This is a genomic window from Helicobacter bilis ATCC 51630 (assembly GCF_000686565.1).
Lineage (GTDB): Bacteria > Campylobacterota > Campylobacteria > Campylobacterales > Helicobacteraceae > Helicobacter_A > Helicobacter_A bilis.
The window spans coordinates 1-21,435 of record NZ_JMKW01000019.1 but is presented as its reverse complement, the minus strand read 5'-3'; the positions used below and the strand labels follow the sequence as shown (position 1 = coordinate 21,435).

The window sequence follows — 21,435 nt, the reverse complement described above, 5'->3', positions numbered from 1 at the left end:
TCTCTATCTATCTATTTCGCCTAAGATAATATTGCTATTACCTATAATCGTAATAACATCAGCTAAGTAATGTCCGGGCAGCATTGCCTCTAATACTTGCAAGTGATAAAAACTTGGGGCTTTTATCTTTACTCTGTGTGGATATGGATTCCCTAAAGAGCTTATAAAAAAGCCTAATTCACCTTTTGGCGATTCAGTCGGAGCATAGACTTCACCCTTTGGCGGTCTCATACCTTGTGTTACAAGCACAAAATGCTGCATTAAAGAATAGTTTTGTGTCATCACATATTCTTTTGGCGCGGAGATATATTGTGGTGCGTGTGCCATAAGAGCTGTATCTGTATCTTTATAGAGTTTCATTGCTTGTCTAATGATAGAGCATGATTGAAATACTTCTTCAGTGTAAAGCACATAGCGACCATAGCAGTCGCCACTATCTGTAAAAGGCACACTAAAGTCTAACTCATCATAGATTTCATAAGGCTCTTCCTTTCTAATATCATAAGGGATACCAGACCCACGCAGCATAACACCACTAAGCCCATAATCCTGTGCCATCTCTTTGCTGATTTTACCTACGCCCTCTAATCTCATACGCCAGATTCTATTCTTATCTAAAAGCCCTTTTATGAGATTGATTGTCTTTGTAACTTCATTTAAACAAGATTCTATATTTTCAAACCAATTATGCGGAATATCAAGCGGCACACCACCTATACGAATAGAATTATGCGTAAGTCTTGCCCCACAATAATCCTCTATCATGTCAAGCACATATTCCCTACCCTTAAATGCGTAAAGAAACACACTCATAGCACCAACATCAAGAGCATGTGTAGCCATAAAAAGAAAATGTGAGATAATGCGATTAAGCTCTAAAATGATTGTGCGTATAACCTTAGCCCTTCTTGGCACTTCTACCCCTAAAAGCGTTTCTACACCATAGGCAAAAGCATGATTATTGCTACTTGCAGCGGTATAGTCCATTCTATCAGTTGTTGGCATAAATTCATTATAAATCATATTTTCAGCTAACTTCTCAATCCCTCTATGCAAGTAGCCAATATCAGGATAAGCCTTTTTTACCATCTCTCCATCAAGCTCTAGAATCAGTCGTAATTGCCCATGTGCGCTTGGGTGCTGCGGGCCGAGATTTACAACCATTTTGCCTTCATCTTGCTCAAATAAAACATTTTCAAATTGCGTTTGTAGCTTATTAAAATATTGTGCCATATCTACCCCTATACTCGTTTTTCACGCACTTTTGGTTGAGTGTTTGGAAACTTTTGTAAAATCGGTGGTTTATTTGTCTCTTGATAGCTTATCTCATGCACCATATCGCTTGGTGTTGCACCTTTTGGCACTTCTTTGCCTATGCGTGAGAAATTGATACTATCATTTCTATCAATCCTTGCACTATCTCTTTGCTCTGGTCCTACAACATCTCTATATTCTCTACCAAAAATCTTATCGACTTCATACCATGAGGCAAACTCATCGCCTTTTAATGGATAGGTTTTTAATAAAGGATTGCCTACCCAGTCAATAGGCATAAGGATTCGCTTCAAAAATGGGTGATTGAGAAACTTTATACCAAACATATCATAGCATTCTCTCTCACTCCAATTCGCACAAGCAAAAATGCCACTCACACTAGGCATAGCCTCATTTTCTTTTAAAGCGCATTTTACACGCAATCTGCGGCGGTCTTTATGTGATTTTTCATGTGAGGTAAGCTGATAGAAAAGCTCAAATGTCCCATCACTTGCAAGATTATCAATCGCACTCATTTCAGACATAATATTGTATTTCATAGATTTTAGAATCTCTAATGTTTTGCAAACTTCTTCTTTTGGGACATAAAATACTGCTTGATTTATCTCTACATAGCTATTTAATATACTGACTTCTTTTTGCAGGGATTCTAAAACTTCTTTATAGTTTGAGTTTATAGTCTCTATTTTTGGGGTTGTTATAGGCTGATAGAATCTATCTATATGATAGACTTTTTTTTGGACATCTTGTTTTTGTGCTTTTCTGCGTATCATGTTTTATCCTTATCTTCCTTTATTCAAACTTTCCTAATTTGAGTTTTTACTAGATTCTAAATCCTCTATAAAACAAAGTTTTATTTAACTGCTTGTGGAATCTAAACACCATATTAAAACTTATAAATGCAATTTGTCTTATAAAATCTATACAATGCAAGGTTTTTCTATATTTATATAAAGGATATTTACATAAACACGCTCTTTTTGCATTCCTATATGACATGTCCTGCATTCCAAATCCTTTTTAGATTCTCATTCCAATCTATACCTAATTCTTTGATTAGAATCTGTGCTATTATAAACCTCTCTACACAAGCCTTTTTGGTGCTTCAGTTTTAATCGCCTTTTCAGAGCGAATCTTTTGCTGCAATACCATCATAGCATACTGCAGTGTCTCTGGTCTAGGCGCACAACCGGGCAAATAAATATCCACAGGGATAATCCTATCAACACCCTGCACTGTAGCATAGGTATTAAACATACCTCCAGTATTTGCACAGCTTCCCATAGACACAACCCACTTTGGCTCAGGCATTTGGTCATACAATCTTCTTGTAAATTCCGCGTGCTTCTTCGTCAATGTCCCTGCGATAATCATAACATCGCTTTGTCTAGGACTAGCACGGAAAATGATTCCAAATCTATCGAAATCAAACCTTGAACCACCCGTTGCCATCATCTCAATAGCACAACATGCAAGCCCATAAGTAAGGGGCCAAAGAGAGTTACTTCGCCCCCAGTTTAGAATCTTATCCACACTTCCAAGTGCGACAGGCATACCCCTTGGACTAAGCTCACCTACCTCATGTGTTGCCATGACAATGCCCCCCTTTTCCATGCAAACAAAAAGCCAACTACAAGTAAGCCAATAAATGCAAGCATTTCAATAAATCCTAACATTCCAAGATTACGATACTCTAACGCCCATGGAATCATAAAAATCACCTCTACATCAAAAAGCACAAATAGCACAGCTATAATGTAGAATTGGTGTGAGATTTTATTTTCTTGCTTGATAGGGATAGGTCCGCATTCATAGGGTGCTGTTTTAAGTTTATCGCCCTTTTTCTGTGCTATCTTTCTTGATACAAGCCTTTGTAAAAAGAAAGTTGCTTGAAAGGCAACAAGCGTTAAAACAAACATAACAAATGCACCAAAATATGGGTGTGCCAACATAGGCTCTAGCGTTTTGGGCATATTCTTCCTTCACTTTCAATTTTGTATGTAATTCTAATTTCAAATTAATAAAAAATAATTTAAACTTAATTTCAATGCGTCATTTTATTGTTATACAAGTTACAAAATGTTACTAAAAGATTTTATCTATACATATATCCACTTATTATAGATTATGTTATTTTATATATATAAAATTATATATTAAATAATTTATATATTAAATAATTTTAAGATTATTTTCATAGGCTTAAATATACTTTATTAATCTAAACCCACTAAGGCATATTTAATATAGAATCTAGCTTTAATCTTTTTAGAAACTATTATGCTGCTTAAACTCTTAAGCCTTCCTAAATTTGTAGGACTTTATGTTATAATACTAAGCATTTGAGATTCTAATTTATTCACAACTACTAAGGATTATAATGACTACAAAAACTACTATGACAAAAGATTCTAAAATCTTTGTTGCTGGGCATAATGGGCTTGTTGGCAGCTCTATTGTAACAAGCCTTAAAGAGCAAGGATTCCATAATATTATATGTCGCACTAGATCTGAACTTAACTTGTTAGATTCTGTGGCAGTGGAGAAATTTTTTGCTACACAAAACATAGAGTTTGTATTTTTAGCAGCAGCTAAAGTTGGCGGGATTTTAGCGAATAATACTTATCGTGCGGACTTTATTTATGAAAATCTTGTAATACAAAATAATATTATCTTCAACGCATACAAATTCAATGTAAAAAAGCTTTTATTTTTGGGTAGCTCATGTATCTATCCAAAAAACTCACCTCAACCTATGAGAGAAGACCACTTGCTTACAGGGGAGTTAGAATATACAAATGAGCCTTATGCTATCGCAAAGATTGCTGGGTTAAAAATGTGTGAGAGTTTTAATCTTCAGTATAACACAAATTTTATTTCCATTATGCCTACAAATTTATATGGAAATAATGATAATTTTAATCTTTTAAACTCTCATGTATTACCCGCTTTAATCCGCAAATTCCACCTTGCAAAGCTACTAAGCGAGAATAAAAAAGATTTAGTATATAAAAATCTCATGCAAGATTGCGCTAAGAGTGAGAGTGAATGCGAAGCCCTTTTAAAACAACTTTTAATCACAAAAGATTCTGTTGGAATATGGGGTAGTGGGAAGCCTAGAAGAGAGTTTCTACACAGCAAGGACATGGCAGATGCAAGTGTATATATCATGCAAAATGTTGATTTCTCCGATTTAGCAAAAGGTGAAAATGTGCGTAATACACATATTAATGTGGGTTATGGAAGCGATATCAGCATAAAAGAACTTGCAAATCTTGTAAAAGATATTATAGGATATAGTGGCGAGATTGTCTTTGATACGACTAAGCCTGATGGCACATTTCAAAAGCTTATGGATTCAAGCAAACTAAACTCACTTGGCTTTACGCCCAAAATCTCACTAGAAGAAGGCATAGCAAGCGTCTATCAACATTATTTACAAAAATATAATGGATAATCATGCGAAATCTAGCCTATAAATTTCGCCCCACAACACTTGAAAACTTCATAGGACAAAAGCATTTATTAGCACAAGATGCACCGCTAAGAATAATCATCGAGAAAAACATACAAGATTCTAATATGCTACCAAATCTTTTATTTTTTGGACCGCCGGGCAGTGGCAAAACAAGCCTAGCCCACATCATCGCAACACTAAGCAAAAAAACCTTTTTATCCTTTAATGCGACAAATTTTAAGCTAGATTCCCTAAAAAAAGAATTAAGCTTGTATGAACACACAATGAATAAGCCGCTTTTATTTATCGATGAAGTCCATAGGCTAAACATAGCACAACAAGAGTTTTTACTCCCTATTTTAGAAAAAGGACAAGTCGCATTCATAGGGGCTAGCACAGAGAATCCTTTCTTTACCCTAAGCCCAGCCTTAAGAAGTAGATCCTTTCTCTTTGAGTTAAAAGCCCTGCAAACACAAGATTTTGAAGAGCTTTATAACAGAGTATTAAAAGCCTATCCACCAAAGCATAGCTTTGATTCCATAAAGTCATGGCTTTTAAGCCATCACAATGGCGATTGTCGTGCGTTTTTGAATCTACTTGATATTGCCCTTGATATAGATTCTAAGCAGGAAGTAAGTGTATCCATGCTTCAATCTCTAGTCCAAAACGCACAGGGCGTAAAGTCGCAAAGCACGCATTATGACTACATATCAGCCCTTATTAAATCCATACGGGGCAGCGATGAGAATGCAGCATTATATTATCTCGCATGCCTCATACAAGCAGGGGAAAACCCAGAGTTTATAGCACGCAGACTAGTCATTCTAGCAAGTGAAGACATAGGCAATGCAAACCCAAATGCACTAAATCTAAGCGTAAGCACAATGCAAGCAGTAAGTAAAATCGGCTATCCAGAAGCAAGGATCATTCTCTCTCAATGCGTGATTTATCTAGCATGCTCTCCAAAGAGTAACACCGCATACACAGCGATAAATCACGCCCTAGAAGATACAAAAATCCGCTTAGAATCTGTGCCAAGCCATCTAAAGACAGACGCAAAAGGCTATAAATATCCACATGATTTTGGTGGCTTTGTAAAGCAAATCTATCATCATGGAAAAAAGTATGTATTCCTTAAAAACATCGGCTTTGAAAAAACCTTGCAAGAATGGATAATGAAAATAAGAAATAGTGATATATCTAAAAAGTAGATTTATATGCCTACGACCATTCCAACACCTGCTGTAACTTACAAAGTAAAATACCTAGAGATCTGTCAAAGAAAAGATTGTAGTTATGGCTCAAATGATAAAAGTTTAAATTTCCATAATCAACTAATGTAATTTTTTGTCGATACTACTTCTTTGAAAAAGCAAGGAGTTTATATGAAATGTATAAGTGTAATATTGTGCAGTATAACTTTATCAAGTGTGGCGTATGCACAAGTTTATAAACGCACACAGCCTAGATTGCCCGAACCCACAAAAGAGATCACAAAAGATTCAAAGACTGGGGCTATGCTTGGTGTTGATAGCGGGTTTAATCTTGTAATGGGACATGATAGCGATAGGTTTGTTGTAGATGCTGGTTTGAGGCTTGGCTATAATCTATTTTTCACAAAAACATGGGGTATGCGACTTTATGGTAGTTATAGCTATAGCTTTAGTGATTTTGTAACAGCATATAGAGATGTAGCAGTTATAAATGATTTATATGCAAATACGCATACATTTTTGTTCAATGCTGATGTGCTATATGATTTTTATAACAACAATGATTTGAAATTGAGTTTGGGTATTATATTTGGCTTGGGTGCTGGTTATGAGCTTGGCGCACAAAAGACATATAGAGATAACGGGAATTTGCAACATACGCAAAACTATACAAAGAGTGGATTTAAAGCGGTGGCAAATGCGGGCTTTTCGCTCACATTTGAAAGCCGACATAGGTTAGAGATTCTCTATCGATATGCAATATTGCAACCTGATTTACACAATATCGTGAGAGATACCAACAATCCGCCAAATGTAATTCGCGAGGAAATATATAAGCCTAAAAGCCCATTTTCTTTCCATCTTGGGTATAGCTATACACTCTAGACAATATGCTTGTTCTATGACTTATAAGTTATAGAACATATTATTACTTTACCAAGAATAGGCTAGACCGCCTTAATGGCACTCTCTCAGGGACAATTTTCTGCCTTAATTTTTTAAGTTATAAATAATGAACGAAACTCTAAAACAAACACAACTATGACAATCGCAAGACATAAAAACATGGAAAAATACTTCTTGTTTTTATTATGCTTTAAGTTTTTTATTATAATAGTTTCATTTTTGATGATAGAGAAGGAAACTAATGCGCGTTACACAAGTTTTGATGAATTTTATCCGTAGTGAATCTTTTGGCGGTATTTTTCTTGGGATAAGCACGATTATGGCACTTATTGTTGCCAACTCACCCTTATCTCATATATATCACACGATTTTTGAAACACCTTTTGGTTTTCAGTTTGGCGAACATTTTGTGGGTATGGAGCTAAAAATATGGGTGAATGATGTGCTTATGTCATTTTTCTTTTTGCTTGTTGGCTTAGAGATTAAGAGAGAAATGCTTTTTGGCGAGTTAAACTCTTTTTCAAAAGCGGCATTTCCAGCTATTGCAGCATTAGGGGGCATGATAGTCCCGGGTGCAATCTATTATGCACTCAACATTGGCACGGCTTCAAGTCATGGTTTTGGTATCCCGATGGCGACAGATATTGCATTTGCATTAGGCGTGTTGCTTATACTTGGCAAACGCATTCCTATTGCCCTAAAGGTTTTTCTTGTTACTTTAGCGGTCGTTGATGATTTGGGTGCGATTGTGGTTATTGCGTTATTTTATGGAGATTCTATACATTTGATGTGGCTACTTGCTTCAGCGGGAATCATTGTGCTACTTGTGCTATGCAATATGCGTGGCATTAAGCATTTGATTGTATATCTTGGACTTGGAATCTTATTATGGTTTTTCGTGCATGCAAGCGGTATCCATGCGACTATTGCGGCGGTAATTTTAGCATTTTGTATCCCTGTCAAAGCAAAAAAAGATTTTCAAGCATTTTATGAGCAAATGGGCGTATGGGCGAAAAACTATCAACACAAGCAAAATAAACAAGATTCTATACTTTTAGACCATGATAAATTAGAGTTTGTGCAAGAAGTTCAGCATAGTGCCATAAATACACAGAATCCTCTCTTAAGACTAGAGCATTTTTTGCAGCCTTGGAGTGCGTATTTTATCATGCCTTGCTTTGCGTTTGCAAATGCGGGGGTAAGCATTGAATCTAATTTTAATTTTAATATAGACCATATTTTTCTTGGTGTATTCTTAGGCTTAGTTGTAGGGAAGCCTATTGGAATCTTCCTTGCGTCTTTCTTGTGTGAAAAGTTAGGCATTGCAAAACGACCTGATGGAATCTCTTGGACTTATATTTTAGGGGCTGGTATGCTTGCTGGGATTGGCTTTACTATGTCGCTTTTTGTATCCGAGCTTGCCTTTGATATACAGGAAGCAAAAGAGTTATCTAAAATCACTATATTACTTGCATCGCTTACTTCATGTATTATTGGTGTTATATTCTTGCTTTTATCTGGTAAAGCAAAAAATTAACATTTTTTGTGTTAGAATCCTTGCTTTATTTTTGAATCTAAAGGATATGTATGCAAGAGCTTATTAGTTTTTTGCCATTAGCAGTTCTTATTTTAGTGTTTTATTTTCTTGTGTTTCGTCCGCAGCAGCAGCAAAGAAAGAAACATGCAGCTATGGTTGAATCTTTAAAAAGAGGGGATAAAATCGTTACAAATGGCGGTTTTGTATGTGAGGTAATCAAGCAAGATGATAGATTTATAGTTGTAGAGTTGGGCGATACTCAAGTGAGACTTGCAAGGGAATTTGTAGCTTACAAGGTTGATGAAATGGCAGAAGACGATGATTCTAGCACAGATTCAAAGAAAGAGGAAAAAGAATCTAAAAATAAGCATGATAAAAAATAAATTTTAGGTTAGATTAGCGTATGGCAAAGATTCACACAAATACACAAAAACCCTTTAATTACAGGTTGTTAGCCTTTGTTCTTGCATGTTGTTTTGGAATCTTTTTTAGCATTCCATCGTTTTTTCAAGATTCTAGCAAATATCCCTTTTTTGATGGTTATAAAAAGATTACGCTTGGACTTGATTTGCAAGGTGGGTTAAGTCTTTTACTTGATGTTGATGTAAATGAGGCAGTTGGCAATAAGTATAGCAGTATGCTTAGCGACTTAAAGCACCAAACAGATAAGAAAAATATTTTTATTAATAAGCTTAGAATGCAAGGTGATTCCATAAGCTTTATATTGCTTGATTCAAGTAGAACAAAAGATATGGAATCTATCCTTAGCAATATGGAAGGTGTGGTATGGTCTCAAAGTGGTAATACCTTTAATATAGCACTGAATGAAGAGGCTATAAAAAAGGTGCAAAAAAATGCCCTAGATCAAGCTATCTTTACTATACGCAATCGACTTAGTGGTTTTGGTTTAACAGAGCCAAATGTCTTGCGTGAGGGGACTAATCAAATACGCGTGGAAATGCCGGGTGCGCAAAGTGAGGAAGAGCAAAAAAGGCTTATAAAACTCATCTCACAAAACGCACAGCTAGAGTTTATGGCAGTAGATGAAGATTTGGCTAGACGCATGATGAATGGTGAAGTAATCAGCGATGAAGAGGCTATGAGGTATAATTCTGCGCTATTGCCTTATGCTGAAAATGAGATGGCAAAGCTTCCACTAAAAGCTATCCCTATCCTTGATGGAAGCTCCATTGTAAAAGCAGATTCTACAATTGATGAGAATAAAAATGATGCGGTAAGCTTTGTGCTAGATTCTAAAGGTGCTGAAATATTTGGGGATTTCACAGGGCGAAATATTAAGAAAAGATTAGCGATTGTGCTTGATAAACGCATAATTTCTGCACCTAGCATTAATCAAAGGATTGGTGGTGGCAATGGCATTATTACTGGTAGTTTTGATAGAAAAGCAGCAAGTGATTTAGCCATAGCACTTAGGTCTGGTGCGCTTCTTGCCCCCGTTTCTGTGATAGAAAAAAGGGTTGTAGGTCCTAGTCTTGGTGCAGATTCTATACAAGCTTCTGTTATAGCCCTTATCAGTGGCTTTATCTTAGTTGTGGGCTTTATGATTATATATTATGCTATGGCAGGTGTCTTTGCCTCTCTTGCCCTTGTTATCAATCTCTTTTTGATTATCGCCGTTATGGCGTTATTTGATGCGACACTCACACTTCCGGGTATGGCTGGTATCGTGCTAACCGTGGGTATGGCGGTAGATGCAAATATCATCATTAATGAGAGAATTAGAGAAGGGCTTAAGTCTGGCATGGGGGTAATAAAGTCATTACGCATTGGCTATGAGAATGCTTCTCGTGCCATTTTTGATGCCAATATTACTTCACTTATTGCTTCAGTTTTGCTTTATGTGTATGGCACTGGTGTGATAAAAGGCTTTGCGATTACTACCGGTATTGGCATACTAGCTTCTATCGTTACCGCTATAATTGGCACACATGGAATCTATCTATGGCTTGGTAATCGTATAGAAAGAAGTAAAAATCTAGCCTTTTGGTTTGGCATTAAGCTAGATTCTAAGACTGAAGTAGCAGCAAAGCAAAAGCGTTAGTAAGGAAGTGAAATATGGAGATTTTTAAACAGCAGAAAATTTTTGATTTTGTGCGTTGGAGTAAGTATGGACTAATTGCTTCTATTTTGCTAACACTTGCTTCATTTTATCTATTTTTTGGGGTGGGTTTTAATCTTGGCATTGACTTTGCAGGTGGCAGCACAGCACAGATTCAATACACACAGCAAAATGCCCCTATGGCAGAAATACGCAAACTTTTAGCAACAGATGAGCGATTTAAGAATGCTCAAGTGAGTCGATTTGGTGCAGATAATGAGATTATCATTAAGATTCCATTTAATGAGAACTTAAAAGCAAATGAGATTGATACCACTTTACATACATTATTAGAATCAAGCGGTGAGTTTAGCATAAGAAAGCTTGATACAGTCGGTCCAAAGGTTGGCGATGAATTGCGTAAAAGCGCGATATTATCACTTGTTTTAGCGACTATTGCAATGATGGCGTATGTGAGTTTTCGCTATGAGTGGCGGTTTGCCCTTGCTTCTATCATCGCCTTAGTGCATGACATTGTTATTACCGCAGCAAGTGTGATTATCTTTAAGATTGATTTAAATCTTGAAGTTATAGCAGCTTTGCTTACCTTGCTTGGCTACTCAATCAATGATACCATCATCATCTTTGATAGAATCAGAGAAAAAATGCTTGAGGGCAAAAAGATGAATGCAAATGAAGTGATTAATGAAGCCGTATCAAGCACACTAACAAGGACAACGCTTACTTCACTTACTATGTTTTTTGTCGTCTTGACACTTTATCTTTTTGGTGGGCAAATTATCGTAGGGTTTTCTTTGCCACTTCTTATTGGTGTTGTCTTTGGGACATATAGCTCAATGTTTGTAGCACCAAAACTTGCGATTTTACTGAATTTCTCTGTCGAAGCCTATTATGCAAAGGAAGTGCAAAAAGCTAAAAAACAAGAGGAAAAGAAGCGTATGCGACAGCTTTATGAGGGTGGTAGAGTGTAATACATGAATGATTTAAGATTCTAAGGTTTATACATGAAAAGATATTTTACAGCGTTGCTTATGTTAATAATGAATAGCATATTATTTGGGAATCTTGCATATAGTAATGAAAGTATAGAAGATGAAACAAATACAAAAGATTCTATAAGGCTTATCACACAACCTGAAATAAGCGAGATTCTAGAGATAAATAAGCAAGGCGATGATACACTTATAACCTTTACAAATATCAATCTTAAAGTAGGTGAGAGTGGCATTATCCTGCGTGATTTATCATCTTACAAAGCGATTGTAGCAAGCGTAGTTGTGATAAAACTAGAAGGCACAAAGGCTATTGCAAAAGTCTCCCCTTTTACACAATTAACCCAGCCCTATCTACCAACACCAAACATGACGCCTGAAACTGGCGATATGGTGATATTTAGAAGTTTTAACAACAAGGCATTCCTTATCGCCCCAAATGAGATAACCTATAAAAACATTACTGAAAAATATGATTTTATAGAGTTTGTAAGCTCTGATTTACTCATGGGCTTTCTAAACTCACAAGGCAAACATGACCCAACGCCAAAGCTACTCCCAAAGGCATGTAATGAATATGGTGTTGGACTTTTATTTATCGTAGGAAGCAAAGATATTGGAATCTTTAGTTGCCAAAATGTTGCTAGGATTGCAAAATACAAAAATACACTCACAGACACAACGACAAAATCCCCATTCTACACACGCACAAATTTTGAGGGCGGTGGCTCACTGACTTACTCACTCTCATCAAAGAAAAGCAGGGATTATTTTCTATACTACGATGAGTTTTTAAAAGATTAATCATGTAAATATTTTTTGACTAAATACACTTTGAAATAGCCTTTGACACAATATCCCTTTTTAAATAGTAATTTCTAACATTTTGTATTGTAGCAAGCACTAGATTCAAACACCCATTGATATATTATTCAAAGCTATTTTGATATTAAAGGACAACAATGCAATATATCACTCTAAATAATGGCATAAAAATGCCTAGTATTGGACTTGGGACTTATGGACTTAAAGGGCAAAAGGGTGTGAAAATAATGCAAAATGCCCTGCAAATTGGATACAGACTCTTTGATACTGCACAAATGTATGAGAATGAAAAGGAAGTGGGCATAGCTCTAGCTACGCAAAGCCTAAAAGATTCTAATTTGCAAACAAAAGAATCTAGGGATTTTGCCCATCATATTACAAACACAAAATATTTAGATTCTAGCACCACGCCAATTTCAAACCCACACAAGCAATCAGCCCATAGAGAATCTAGCGAAGTTAGCCCAAACGATTTAAGCCGCCCATTGCAAAGAAATGAGCTTTTCATCACCACAAAGCTTTCATCAAATATGCCCTATAAAAGAGCGTGGCAGAGCATAGAGCAGAGTTTGCAAAATCTAGGGCTAGAATATGTAGATTTGCTTGTAATCCACGAGCCTTACGCAAATGCTAAAGAAATGTATAAAGCTTGTGAAGAGGCGTATCACAAAGGGCTTATCCACGCGATTGGAATCTCAAATTTTTATGGCAGATTTTTAGAGGATTTTTTAGATTATGTGCGTGTTAAGCCTGTGCTAAATCAAGTCCAAGCACATATTTTCTTTCAACAGCACACATTGCAAAAATTTTTAGAATCTAAAGGCATTCACCTGCAAGCGTGGAGTCCTTTAGCTTGTGGGAAAAATGGTATTTTTACAAATGAGACTCTGCAAAGTATAGCAAAAGCTCATCATAAAAGCACCGCACAAATTGCTTTGAAATTTCTGCTAGATAAAGGAATGAGTATTATCCCAAAGGCTTCAAGCTTTGAAAAATTGCAAGAAAATCTCACGCTTTTTGACTTTAGCTTAACGCAAAAAGAGAGAGATTCTATCACGCAACTTGATAGGAATAAAAGCCTTTTTGGCTGGGACTGCTAGGGCTTCTCTCTTGCACAAAACACGCAATTATCAATCTTTAGCTACAATTACGCATAATAAATTTAAAGGATACACAATGCAAAAAGCAGGGCAAAAAGAGCATAACCTACTACAAATCTTACAAGAAAGGTTTATTAGCTTAGAAAATGTGCGCACTCTAGCCATAGATTATGATAGAGAGCTTTTAGGCTTTTTGCTAGAAAATGCCGAGTTTAGAGAGCGGTTTTTCACACGCATTGATAGCATAGCAGTCTTTGAAAAGGATAAATTCTTAGACTTTTTAAAGTTAAGAATGCTTAATAAATCCTACACTGCTTTTAGTAATAAAATCGGCTTGCAGTTAGAATCTAGCTTTGAAAACACTTCAAAAGTCGTGCTAAACTTCCCCTTTAAAGACTGCATTCTAAAAGGCGGACAAAGCAGAGATGAGAAGCAAAAGATTAAGGAAATATTTTTTAACGAAGTGTTGGCTAAGAGTGAGATAGATGTTTTATTTTCTAAAAAGATGCTTCACAATTTTGAACTCATAGAATGCCAAGATTCTAAGCAACCAACCCAGCGAAACAATAGCAGCTCATTTAGTCATTGCGAACGAAGTGAAGCAATCCATAAAAAGCTAGATTCTAGTGTGGATTGCCACGAAAATTTAGCTTGTCATACTGAGCCTTTAGGCGAAGTATCTAAAAATACAGAATCTAAACTAGATTTTTCGCCTGTTTCACAGGCTCAAAATGACGAAACAAAACACGAAGCAACTGCAAAATCTCAAAATGACGAAAAAGAAAACGCAGGGCTTAAAGAGTGCTTAAGCACAAGTCCTAGCCTACTCATAAAAGGCAATAACCTTTTAGCTTTGCATTCTTTAAAAAAGAAGTTTGCAAATAAAGTAAAACTAATCTATATTGACCCACCTTATAATACAGGCAATGATAGCTTTAATTATAATGATAACTTCAATCACTCCACTTGGCTTACCTTTATGAAAAATCGCCTAGAAATTGCAAGGGATTTTCTAAGCGATGATGGCGTGATATTTATCCAATGCGATGATAACGAACAAGCCTATTTAAAAGTGCTTTGCGATGAGATATTTAATCGTGCGGGGGGGGGGGGAATAACTTTGTAGCCACAATTTGTTGGGAAAAAAAATATTCACCAGCAAACGATGCAAAGTGGCTTAGTGATAACCACGATTTTATTTTAATTTATGCCAAGAAAAAAGAAACTTGGAGACCAAACTTGTTGCCTCGAACAAAGGAAATGAATGCTAGATATACAAACCCAGATAATGACCCAAGAGGTAGGTGGAAAACAGGTGGATTTTCGGTTAAAACCTACACAGAAAAGTATGACTATCCTATAACTACGCCAAGCGGAAAAATAGTTTATCCGCCTAGTGGGAGTTGTTGGCAAACTTCAAAAGAAAACTATGAAAAAATGTTACAAGACAATAGGATTTATTTTGGCAAAAATGGAGATTCTAAACCACAAATAAAACAATTTTTAAGCGAAGTGCAACAAGGAGTTGTTGTAAAAACTTTTTGGAAATATGACGAGTGCGGACACAATCAAGTAGCTAAACAAGAAATAAAAGCCCTTTTTGCTTGTCATACTGAGCCTTTAGGCGAAGTATCTAAAAATAAAGTTTCTTTAGAAAAAGTGGATTCTAGTAGAGATTTTTCGCCTGTTTCACAGGCTCAAAATGACAAAATGGCAGAATCTCAAAATAACAATACCCCGCTTTTTGCCACGCCTAAACCCGAAGCTTTGTTAAAACGCATTATAGAAATATCCACGCAAGAGGGCGACTTAATTATGGACTTTTTTGCTGGAAGTGGCACAACTCTAGCAGTCGCACATAAAATGAAAAGGCGATTTATAGGCATAGAGCAAATGGACTATATAGAATCTATCACAAAAGAGCGGTTAAAAAAGGTGGTAGCTGGAGAGCAAGGGGGGATTAGCAAAGCGGTAGATTGGCAAGGAGGTGGAAGCTTTATCTATGCAGAGCTTATGCCTTTAAATGCAATATATAAAGAGAGAATAAAAAATTTAGCTTGTCATACTGAGCCTTTAGGCGAAGTATCTAAAAATGTAGAATCTACAAGAGATTTGCATAAAGATATTTCGCTATCGCTCAATATGACAAGTATAGAAAAAGAGCTAGAATCTAAAGCCTTTGTAGATTATAGAGTGGATATACAAGATATGCTAAAGGATAAGGAATTTCACGCATTAAGCCTTGATGAAAAGCTAAAGGTTTTATATGCGATTTTAGATTCTAATATGGACTATGTTTTGTATGATGATATAGAGGATAGTGAGTATGGAGTGAGTAAAGAGCTAAAGGAGCTTAATAGAATCTTTTATGGGGAAAATGATGAGTGAAAGAGTGGATTTTAATATAGATTGCCACGATTTTGACAAGTCAAAATCTCGCAATGACACAAATTTATATGTCGCCCCTTGTCATACTGAGCCTTTAGGCGAAGTATCTAAAAACACAGAATCCAAAAGAGATTTTTCGTTTGCTACGCAAACTCAAAGCAAAGCTTCTTTAGAAAATAACAAAGATTTTAATAACAAAAAGAAAGGGCAAAAATGAGTGAAAATACACAAAAGCTAAGTGATGAGCTAAAGAGTGCTTTAAAATATGCAAATGTGGAGATACCAAGCTATATAAGTGAGAATCTAAGCAAAGAGCTAAGAGCGTATCAAAAAGAAGCCTTACAACACTACCTTTTACAAAGGCAAAAGCCTAATATAAATCATTTATTATTTAATATGGCAACAGGCAGTGGGAAAACGCTTATAATGGCGGCGTTAATGCTGGATTTGTATAAAAGGGGATATAGGGAGTTTGTGTTTTTTGTCAATTCTAGTGCGATTGTGGAAAAAACTAGGGATAATTTTTGCGGAAAAGCAAGTAGCAAATATCTCTTTAGCGAGAGTATCATCATAGATTCTAAACGCGTGGAAGTAAGAAGTGTGGATAGCTTTAGCGCGTGTGATAGTGAAAGCATAAATATAAGCTTTAATACCATTCAAGGACTGCATTCACTCTTCACACAAGAGAGAGAAAATAGCCTAACTCTAGCGGATTTAAAGGGGCGTAAAATCGTGCTTATCGCTGATGAAGCACACCATCTAAACACAGAGACTAGAAAAAAGCTCAATAAAGCACAAGAGACAGAGAAGCAAAGCTGGGAGGGGACGATACAAAATGCCTTGCAACAAAATAGCGAAAATCTCTTGCTAGAATTTAGTGCCACGATACCAAATGATGAAAATGTGCTAAAAAAATATAGAGATAAAATCGTGTATGAATACGCTTTAAAAGAGTTTTATAACGATAGATATAGTAAGAAAATCTTTTTAGTCAAATATGAGAGTAGGGAGCTAAAGGAGCTATATTTAGGGGCGTGTATTTTGAGCCTTTTTCGGCAGTTTGTAGGCAGAGATTCTAGCGTGTATGTAAAGCCTGTGATACTCTTTAAAAGTGGGAGTATCGCTAAGTCAAAAGAGAATGAAAAGGGCTTTTATGAGTTTTTAGAAAAGCTAGATTCTAGAGAGATTGAGAGATTTTTGCAAAATGTGGATTCTAGTGGAGATGAGCTACTACAAAGGGCAAAGGGCTATTTTGAAAGGGCGTTTGAAAACTATGCGATAAAGGTAGCGGAGCATATAAAGGCGAGTTTTGATAAAAGCTACTGCATAAATATGAATGATGAAATAGACTTGCAAGCAAATCAAAAAAGGGTCAATACTCTAGAATCTAAGGATAATGCTTTGCGTGTGATATTTGCCGTAGATAGACTAAATGAGGGCTGGGATGTGCTAAATCTCTTTGACATCGTGCGACTTGATAATGCTAAGGATAATAAGAACACAACGAGCAATGCCCAGCTTATAGGGAGAGGGGCTAGGTATTATCCCTTTGGCTACAAAGAGGGCTATGAAGTGGATAAAAGGAAGTTTGATAATGAGCAAAATGCCTTAGATGTGCTAGAGGCTTTGAGCTATCATTCTTTCAATGAGAGTGGCTATATCACTGCTTTACAAAAAGAGCTAGAAAATCAAGGCACCCCCGCACAGGATACAAGGACTCTCTACAAACTACAACCACAAGAAAAGGCACTCACACTTGCAAGGGAGTTTGCTAAAAGTGCTACTAGAGATTTGGCTAGAGATTCTGCTACGACTTCGCAAAAAGATGAGAATCTAAGCTTACCCATAATGAGTAATGATATAAGAAAGCTTAAGGAAAATGAGAGTTTGTTTCACAAAGCAAAAGAGATAGAAAATACTATAAGCACACTCTCTATACCGCTTTTAAATAGCAGGGAAAAATCGCAAGTAGAAGCCTATAAAAAGCAAGAATTTAGCGAAGATGAATTTGCTATAAAGAGCTTAAAATCTATCAATAAAGCGGTGTTTCTAAAGGCGATGAATAAAGAGGGCATAGGCTTTAATATGCTAAAAAATCTGCGTGAAGTGGGGAGTAAAAGGGAGTTTATAGAAAAGCATTTATATACGCTTGAAGTGCGGTTTCACAAAAAGCAGGAATTTAGCAGGGCATCGCAACTGCATATCGCAACTTTCATAGTAAAAAGGCTAAAAGAGATTCTAAACGCTAAGGGTGCAAAGTGGGAGATAGAGCCATTTAGGATAAAGTATTTTACGCTAAAGGCTAGAGAGCTATGGAGTGAAAAGGAGCTAGAAAAAAGCAAATATCAATGGCTAGTGTATGACAAAATGCTAAAAGCGGATTCTAGCTATGAAGGGGCGTTTTTAGCCTTTATCAATGAGTATAAAGACAGGCTAGATGAAACATATCAGCACTGGTGCGTGATACGCAATGAATGCTTTAGTGAATTTAAGCTTTTTAGTAGGGATAATGCGGGGGAGGTGCGGGGGTTTAACCCGGATTTTGTGTTTTTTGGTGTGAGTGGGGATAATAAGGAAGTGCTATTTGAATGCGTGATAGAGGCTAAGGGGGAGCAACTAGAACCTAATGATAAGTGGAAAGAGAATCTTTTGCTAGATTTAGAGAGTGAGCTTGTAAGCGTGAGAGAGAAGCAAAAGAATGCTAAGAATCTAAGGCTAAGGGGGCTTGGGTTTTTTAGTGTCGGCGATAAAGAAAAGCAAGTGGAGTTTCAAAACGAATTTAGAAAAGTGGTGCTGGGGGCGTAAGTGGAGCGTAGAATCTATAAGGGTATAAATTTAGCTTAAATCTTTATGCGATAAAAATGCTATAAAGGACAACAAATGGCATATACAATCATAGAAGTTGAGAGAATGATAAATATCCCTTCAAGAAAGATAAGATTCTGGGCAGATAAGGGGCTATTCCCATTTGTAGAACGCGATGAAAATGGGGTGCGTTACTTTGCAAAAAGCGATATTGTGTGGGTGGAATGGGTAGATTGCCTAAGAAGTTGTGGTATGAGTATAGATGACATTAAGCACTATATCAAGCTTACAAGGGGTGGTATAGAGACTACAAAAGAGAGAAAAGAGCTATTAGAGCGGCATTTTGATTTGTTAAATAAAGAGCTTGAGATTCTGCATATCGCCCTATACAATGAGATGATAAAAACAGGTATTGACTATCTAAACCCAAACAACACGGCATATCAATGGCCCCCAGATTCTAAGGGTAAGGCAAAATAACATATTACATTTTCAAGGCACAGGGGGGGGGGGTAGAAGTTACTTGTTGGTTTATCATCAAATTTCCCCTTGACAGATACTAGGTGTCAGGTTTTATACTTTGATTTAGATTCTTGTCGTTTTAAGCCATAGGTGAAAAATCTTTATTTGAATCTGTTTTAGAATTTAGGCTTTGCTTAGATTCTACATTAGATGTTTTGCTCCGCTCAACACGACAACTTTTATCATCTAGAATTAAATCTTAAACATAGAATCTAAAAGTATGCTATATGGCTTTAATCAAAGTCTATTTGGTATCACTTTTTAAGGCATATCTCTTGTAAATATTTAATTGCTTGGCTAATGCTTTTAAGTTTATCCGTCTCTTCTAAATCTTTATTTGTTAAGGCTTTATCATTAAAGCATTTAGCGCTTATAAACTTGCCGCCCTGTGTTTTAATCAAGGTTAGCAGCTTTTTATCTTCTGTGTAGAATCTCATATCTCCATGCAATAGATTATTTAAAACTGATGATTCTAATCGCAATTTTCCATTTTCATCATACCTTTTTTCTATGCTTTCTATTTTGTCATTTTTGTACGGTCTTTCTACTCAATAGATTCCCATTGTAATAATATTTTCTCTCTAACAACCGCTTATAAAATCTTCATCACTTTTACATTCTTTTAGTATGTCTGCATGTAAAATAGAAAATGAAAGAAAAGCTATAAACACACTTTAGCAATATAATTTCCCTTTTAATTGAGACAATAGATTCTAATTTACAAAAAAGTATTAGAAGCAAAGTGAGATTTAGCCAAATATAGAATCTAGCCATAGCGTTTTAATGTAGTTTCAAAATCACATGCTATAATGCAGAGTGCTTATTTGTATTCAAGGACATGTTATGACAAAACAGCTTGTTAATCTTGTAAAAATCGCAAAGCAACAACTTGATATGCAGGAAAAAAACCTATTACGCAATCAAACATTAATCACGCGTAAATATGCTGATATAGATTCTATCAATACGCAGATTGCTAGTATTCCTATGCCCTCATCTGGTAGCTTCAGTGCTTATCAAAGTCAAAAAGATTCTATCCAAGCCTATCTTTATGAAATACACGAGATTCAAAGGCAAATAGGCATTTTGAAAGAAGAGCAAGAATACATTAAGCAGCAAATCCGCATAGCACACCTAGAGCATGAAAAAACGCTATATCTCTACAACAAAGCCAAAGATGCACAAACGCTAGAAAACAACAAACAAGAGACAAAACAGCTAGATGAAGTTACAATCATGCTGCATACAAGACAAAAAAACAGCACAAATATTGAGTAACCACATGATTATGGTAAGATTACGCATTTAGTATGGAGAAAGTTATGTTTAGCGGACTTGTGAGACAATTTGCAAAAGTGCGTTTTTATCGCGATCAAATCCTGTGTTTAGAATCTGATTTAAACCCAAATATAGGCGATAGCATAGCAGTCAATGGTGCATGTCTTACCGCCATAGAAAGCACAAAAACGCATTTTAGCGTAGAGCTTAGTAAAGAGAGTGCCTCATTAATCGCCACAGAAAACCTGCAAGGGCTAGTGCATATCGAGCCAGCCTTGCGTTTAGGCGATGGATTGCATGGACATATCGTGCAGGGGCATATTGATTCTATCGGCGTGATAAAGTTTAGAGAAATGCAGGCAAATCAGCATGTTTTTTACATAGAAACAACGCAAAAAGCCCTATCTTACATGGTAGATAAGGGAAGTGTATGTATTGATGGCATTAGCCTTACGATACATGAAGTGCAAGATTCTAGCTTTAGCCTTGTGATAATCCCACATACAATGCAGAATACACTTTTTATGGATTACAAGATAGGTCGTAGAGTAAATATTGAGACAGACATTATCACACGAAGCATTGCAAATATGTTTCATAAATATATGCTAACTCACAATAAGCCTAGTAAAAAACAAGCCATGCAGGATATGTATGATTCTATAACGCTTTTGTATTGATAAAAGTTCGCAGGTTGTTTCTTAACTGCATTACACAAGAGAATTTTGACTTTCAGAATCTTAGTTTTTTATAGAAGCTAAGATGAAAGATAGCTAAATTATAAAGATGCCTTAGATAGCTTTGTAAAGTATATGCCAAAATATGTTTTAATAGAGCTATGCTTTTACAGACGACCAAAAAGCCCTAGCATATAGTGATTTTATGGCAAAAACATTTTTAGGCGTATTTCAAAGTGCAGTCCAAACAGCATTAACCATAGACCAAAACGAAGTAGCCACAAGAGATGCACAAAATCAAAGTGCTTTAGGCATATTAGGCAAAATAACAATAAAAGAGAGAAAGAAGTAGCAATGCTATCAAATCAAGTGAAAGAAA

At 36.1% G+C, this 21,435-nt stretch carries 23 protein-coding genes; 17 read left to right on the top strand and 6 right to left on the bottom strand.

Translation table 11 applies throughout. The features are described from left to right. Nucleotides 1-3: 3 nt before the first annotated feature. From nuoD to T368_RS0104965, 5 genes are all read right to left on the bottom strand, one after another. The gene (gene nuoD / locus T368_RS0104985; RefSeq protein WP_004085708.1) at nt 4-1,233 is read right to left on the bottom strand and encodes an NADH dehydrogenase (quinone) subunit D; all 1,230 of its coding nucleotides are present in this window, start codon (nt 1,231-1,233) and stop codon (nt 4-6) included. An 8-nt stretch (nt 1,234-1,241) separates the two neighbouring features. Next, on the bottom strand, nt 1,242-2,048 hold the full coding sequence (locus T368_RS0104980; protein ID WP_004085710.1) for an NADH-quinone oxidoreductase subunit C: 807 nt from the start codon (nt 2,046-2,048) through the stop codon (nt 1,242-1,244). A gap of 49 nt (nt 2,049-2,097) precedes the next feature. Continuing rightward, nucleotides 2,098-2,283 (bottom strand): hypothetical protein, encoded by a 186-nt coding sequence (locus T368_RS0104975; RefSeq protein WP_004085712.1) that lies wholly within the window; start codon nt 2,281-2,283, stop codon nt 2,098-2,100. 75 nt (nt 2,284-2,358) lie between these two features. Beyond that, nucleotides 2,359-2,868 carry a NuoB/complex I 20 kDa subunit family protein gene (locus T368_RS0104970; protein ID WP_004085715.1) on the bottom strand — a complete coding sequence of 170 codons (510 nt, stop codon included), beginning with the start codon at nt 2,866-2,868 and terminating at the stop codon, nt 2,359-2,361. Then, nucleotides 2,850-3,248, bottom strand: coding sequence for an NAD(P)H-quinone oxidoreductase subunit 3 (locus T368_RS0104965; RefSeq protein ID WP_004085718.1), 399 nt, complete (start codon nt 3,246-3,248; stop codon nt 2,850-2,852). The genes T368_RS0104970 and T368_RS0104965 overlap by 19 nt, the downstream gene beginning before the upstream one ends. A 425-nt stretch (nt 3,249-3,673) precedes the next feature. On the opposite strand from T368_RS0104965, the gene T368_RS0104960 reads away from it, so the two are divergent. The 14 genes from T368_RS0104960 (at nt 3,674) to T368_RS0104900 (ending at nt 19,059) form a co-directional block, all read left to right on the top strand. Beyond that, nucleotides 3,674-4,732 (top strand): GDP-L-fucose synthase family protein, encoded by a 1,059-nt coding sequence (locus T368_RS0104960; protein WP_027338334.1) that lies wholly within the window; start codon nt 3,674-3,676, stop codon nt 4,730-4,732. 2 nt (nt 4,733-4,734) lie between these two features. Continuing rightward, complete coding sequence (locus T368_RS0104955; RefSeq protein ID WP_004085728.1) at nt 4,735-5,943, top strand: replication-associated recombination protein A; 1,209 nt, start codon at nt 4,735-4,737, stop codon at nt 5,941-5,943. Between the two features lie 174 nt (nt 5,944-6,117). Continuing rightward, the gene (locus T368_RS0104950; protein WP_004085729.1) at nt 6,118-6,831 is read left to right on the top strand and encodes an outer membrane beta-barrel protein; all 714 of its coding nucleotides are present in this window, start codon (nt 6,118-6,120) and stop codon (nt 6,829-6,831) included. A gap of 262 nt (nt 6,832-7,093) precedes the next feature. Then, nucleotides 7,094-8,389, top strand: a complete 1,296-nt coding sequence (nhaA, locus tag T368_RS0104945; protein WP_004085731.1) for a Na+/H+ antiporter NhaA — start codon at nt 7,094-7,096, stop codon at nt 8,387-8,389. Between the two features lie 50 nt (nt 8,390-8,439). Continuing rightward, nucleotides 8,440-8,772, top strand: coding sequence for a preprotein translocase subunit YajC (gene yajC, locus T368_RS0104940; protein ID WP_004085733.1), 333 nt, complete (start codon nt 8,440-8,442; stop codon nt 8,770-8,772). A gap of 20 nt (nt 8,773-8,792) precedes the next feature. Further along, complete coding sequence (secD, locus tag T368_RS0104935) at nt 8,793-10,451, top strand: protein translocase subunit SecD (RefSeq protein WP_004085735.1); 1,659 nt, start codon at nt 8,793-8,795, stop codon at nt 10,449-10,451. Nucleotides 10,452-10,465: 14 nt separating this feature from the next. Beyond that, nucleotides 10,466-11,440: a protein translocase subunit SecF gene (secF, locus tag T368_RS0104930; protein WP_004085737.1), complete on the top strand. Its 975-nt coding sequence runs from the start codon at nt 10,466-10,468 to the stop codon at nt 11,438-11,440. Nucleotides 11,441-11,473: 33 nt separating this feature from the next. Beyond that, the gene (locus T368_RS0104925; RefSeq protein ID WP_004085738.1) at nt 11,474-12,265 is read left to right on the top strand and encodes a plasminogen-binding N-terminal domain-containing protein; all 792 of its coding nucleotides are present in this window, start codon (nt 11,474-11,476) and stop codon (nt 12,263-12,265) included. 158 nt (nt 12,266-12,423) lie between these two features. After that, entirely contained in the window at nt 12,424-13,386 is a 963-nt protein-coding gene (locus T368_RS0104920) for an aldo/keto reductase (RefSeq protein ID WP_004085739.1), read from the top strand. Between the two features lie 76 nt (nt 13,387-13,462). Continuing rightward, nucleotides 13,463-14,512 carry a DNA methyltransferase gene (locus T368_RS17095; protein WP_004085740.1) on the top strand — a complete coding sequence of 350 codons (1,050 nt, stop codon included), beginning with the start codon at nt 13,463-13,465 and terminating at the stop codon, nt 14,510-14,512. 5 nt (nt 14,513-14,517) lie between these two features. Then, nucleotides 14,518-15,774 (top strand): site-specific DNA-methyltransferase, encoded by a 1,257-nt coding sequence (locus T368_RS17090; RefSeq protein ID WP_080628838.1) that lies wholly within the window; start codon nt 14,518-14,520, stop codon nt 15,772-15,774. After that, on the top strand, nt 15,767-15,991 hold the full coding sequence (locus tag T368_RS0104910; protein WP_004085742.1) for a hypothetical protein: 225 nt from the start codon (nt 15,767-15,769) through the stop codon (nt 15,989-15,991). Before T368_RS17090 ends, T368_RS0104910 begins: the two co-directional genes overlap by 8 nt. Further along, nucleotides 15,988-18,579, top strand: coding sequence for a DEAD/DEAH box helicase family protein (locus T368_RS0104905; RefSeq protein WP_004085743.1), 2,592 nt, complete (start codon nt 15,988-15,990; stop codon nt 18,577-18,579). The genes T368_RS0104910 and T368_RS0104905 overlap by 4 nt, the downstream gene beginning before the upstream one ends. Nucleotides 18,580-18,654: 75 nt before the next feature. Beyond that, nucleotides 18,655-19,059, top strand: coding sequence for a MerR family transcriptional regulator (locus tag T368_RS0104900; RefSeq protein WP_004085744.1), 405 nt, complete (start codon nt 18,655-18,657; stop codon nt 19,057-19,059). A gap of 296 nt (nt 19,060-19,355) precedes the next feature. On the opposite strand, the gene T368_RS16590 is transcribed toward T368_RS0104900, so the two are convergent. Beyond that, nucleotides 19,356-19,583: a hypothetical protein gene (locus T368_RS16590; protein ID WP_230455603.1), complete on the bottom strand. Its 228-nt coding sequence runs from the start codon at nt 19,581-19,583 to the stop codon at nt 19,356-19,358. Between the two features lie 361 nt (nt 19,584-19,944). Between T368_RS16590 and T368_RS0104890 the strand changes: the two genes are divergently transcribed. The 3 genes from T368_RS0104890 to T368_RS16585 all read left to right on the top strand — a co-directional run bounded on the left by T368_RS0104890 (nt 19,945) and on the right by T368_RS16585 (nt 21,408). Continuing rightward, complete coding sequence (locus T368_RS0104890; RefSeq protein WP_004085747.1) at nt 19,945-20,379, top strand: flagellar FliJ family protein; 435 nt, start codon at nt 19,945-19,947, stop codon at nt 20,377-20,379. A 44-nt stretch (nt 20,380-20,423) separates the two neighbouring features. Then, nucleotides 20,424-21,059 (top strand): riboflavin synthase, encoded by a 636-nt coding sequence (ribE, locus tag T368_RS0104885; RefSeq protein ID WP_004085749.1) that lies wholly within the window; start codon nt 20,424-20,426, stop codon nt 21,057-21,059. 202 nt (nt 21,060-21,261) lie between these two features. After that, nucleotides 21,262-21,408 (top strand): hypothetical protein, encoded by a 147-nt coding sequence (locus T368_RS16585; protein WP_194146753.1) that lies wholly within the window; start codon nt 21,262-21,264, stop codon nt 21,406-21,408. Nucleotides 21,409-21,435: the final 27 nt, after the last annotated feature.

What these genes read in the sequence shown, in the direction of transcription:
- nuoD (WP_004085708.1), bottom strand. Translation starts at nt 1,233, where the DNA reads ATGGCACAATATTTTAATAAGCTACAAACGCAATTTGAAAATGTTTTA.
- T368_RS0104980 (WP_004085710.1), bottom strand. Translation starts at nt 2,048, where the DNA reads ATGATACGCAGAAAAGCACAAAAACAAGATGTCCAAAAAAAAGTCTAT.
- T368_RS0104975 (WP_004085712.1), bottom strand. Translation starts at nt 2,283, where the DNA reads ATGCAGGACATGTCATATAGGAATGCAAAAAGAGCGTGTTTATGTAAA.
- T368_RS0104970 (WP_004085715.1), bottom strand. Translation starts at nt 2,868, where the DNA reads ATGGCAACACATGAGGTAGGTGAGCTTAGTCCAAGGGGTATGCCTGTC.
- T368_RS0104965 (WP_004085718.1), bottom strand. Translation starts at nt 3,248, where the DNA reads ATGCCCAAAACGCTAGAGCCTATGTTGGCACACCCATATTTTGGTGCA.
- T368_RS0104960 (WP_027338334.1), top strand. Translation starts at nt 3,674, where the DNA reads ATGACAAAAGATTCTAAAATCTTTGTTGCTGGGCATAATGGGCTTGTT.
- T368_RS0104955 (WP_004085728.1), top strand. Translation starts at nt 4,735, where the DNA reads ATGCGAAATCTAGCCTATAAATTTCGCCCCACAACACTTGAAAACTTC.
- T368_RS0104950 (WP_004085729.1), top strand. Translation starts at nt 6,118, where the DNA reads ATGAAATGTATAAGTGTAATATTGTGCAGTATAACTTTATCAAGTGTG.
- nhaA (WP_004085731.1), top strand. Translation starts at nt 7,094, where the DNA reads ATGCGCGTTACACAAGTTTTGATGAATTTTATCCGTAGTGAATCTTTT.
- yajC (WP_004085733.1), top strand. Translation starts at nt 8,440, where the DNA reads ATGCAAGAGCTTATTAGTTTTTTGCCATTAGCAGTTCTTATTTTAGTG.
- secD (WP_004085735.1), top strand. Translation starts at nt 8,793, where the DNA reads ATGGCAAAGATTCACACAAATACACAAAAACCCTTTAATTACAGGTTG.
- secF (WP_004085737.1), top strand. Translation starts at nt 10,466, where the DNA reads ATGGAGATTTTTAAACAGCAGAAAATTTTTGATTTTGTGCGTTGGAGT.
- T368_RS0104925 (WP_004085738.1), top strand. Translation starts at nt 11,474, where the DNA reads ATGAAAAGATATTTTACAGCGTTGCTTATGTTAATAATGAATAGCATA.
- T368_RS0104920 (WP_004085739.1), top strand. Translation starts at nt 12,424, where the DNA reads ATGCAATATATCACTCTAAATAATGGCATAAAAATGCCTAGTATTGGA.
- T368_RS17095 (WP_004085740.1), top strand. Translation starts at nt 13,463, where the DNA reads ATGCAAAAAGCAGGGCAAAAAGAGCATAACCTACTACAAATCTTACAA.
- T368_RS0104910 (WP_004085742.1), top strand. Translation starts at nt 15,767, where the DNA reads ATGAGTGAAAGAGTGGATTTTAATATAGATTGCCACGATTTTGACAAG.
- T368_RS0104905 (WP_004085743.1), top strand. Translation starts at nt 15,988, where the DNA reads ATGAGTGAAAATACACAAAAGCTAAGTGATGAGCTAAAGAGTGCTTTA.
- T368_RS0104900 (WP_004085744.1), top strand. Translation starts at nt 18,655, where the DNA reads ATGGCATATACAATCATAGAAGTTGAGAGAATGATAAATATCCCTTCA.
- T368_RS0104890 (WP_004085747.1), top strand. Translation starts at nt 19,945, where the DNA reads ATGACAAAACAGCTTGTTAATCTTGTAAAAATCGCAAAGCAACAACTT.
- ribE (WP_004085749.1), top strand. Translation starts at nt 20,424, where the DNA reads ATGTTTAGCGGACTTGTGAGACAATTTGCAAAAGTGCGTTTTTATCGC.
- T368_RS16585 (WP_194146753.1), top strand. Translation starts at nt 21,262, where the DNA reads ATGGCAAAAACATTTTTAGGCGTATTTCAAAGTGCAGTCCAAACAGCA.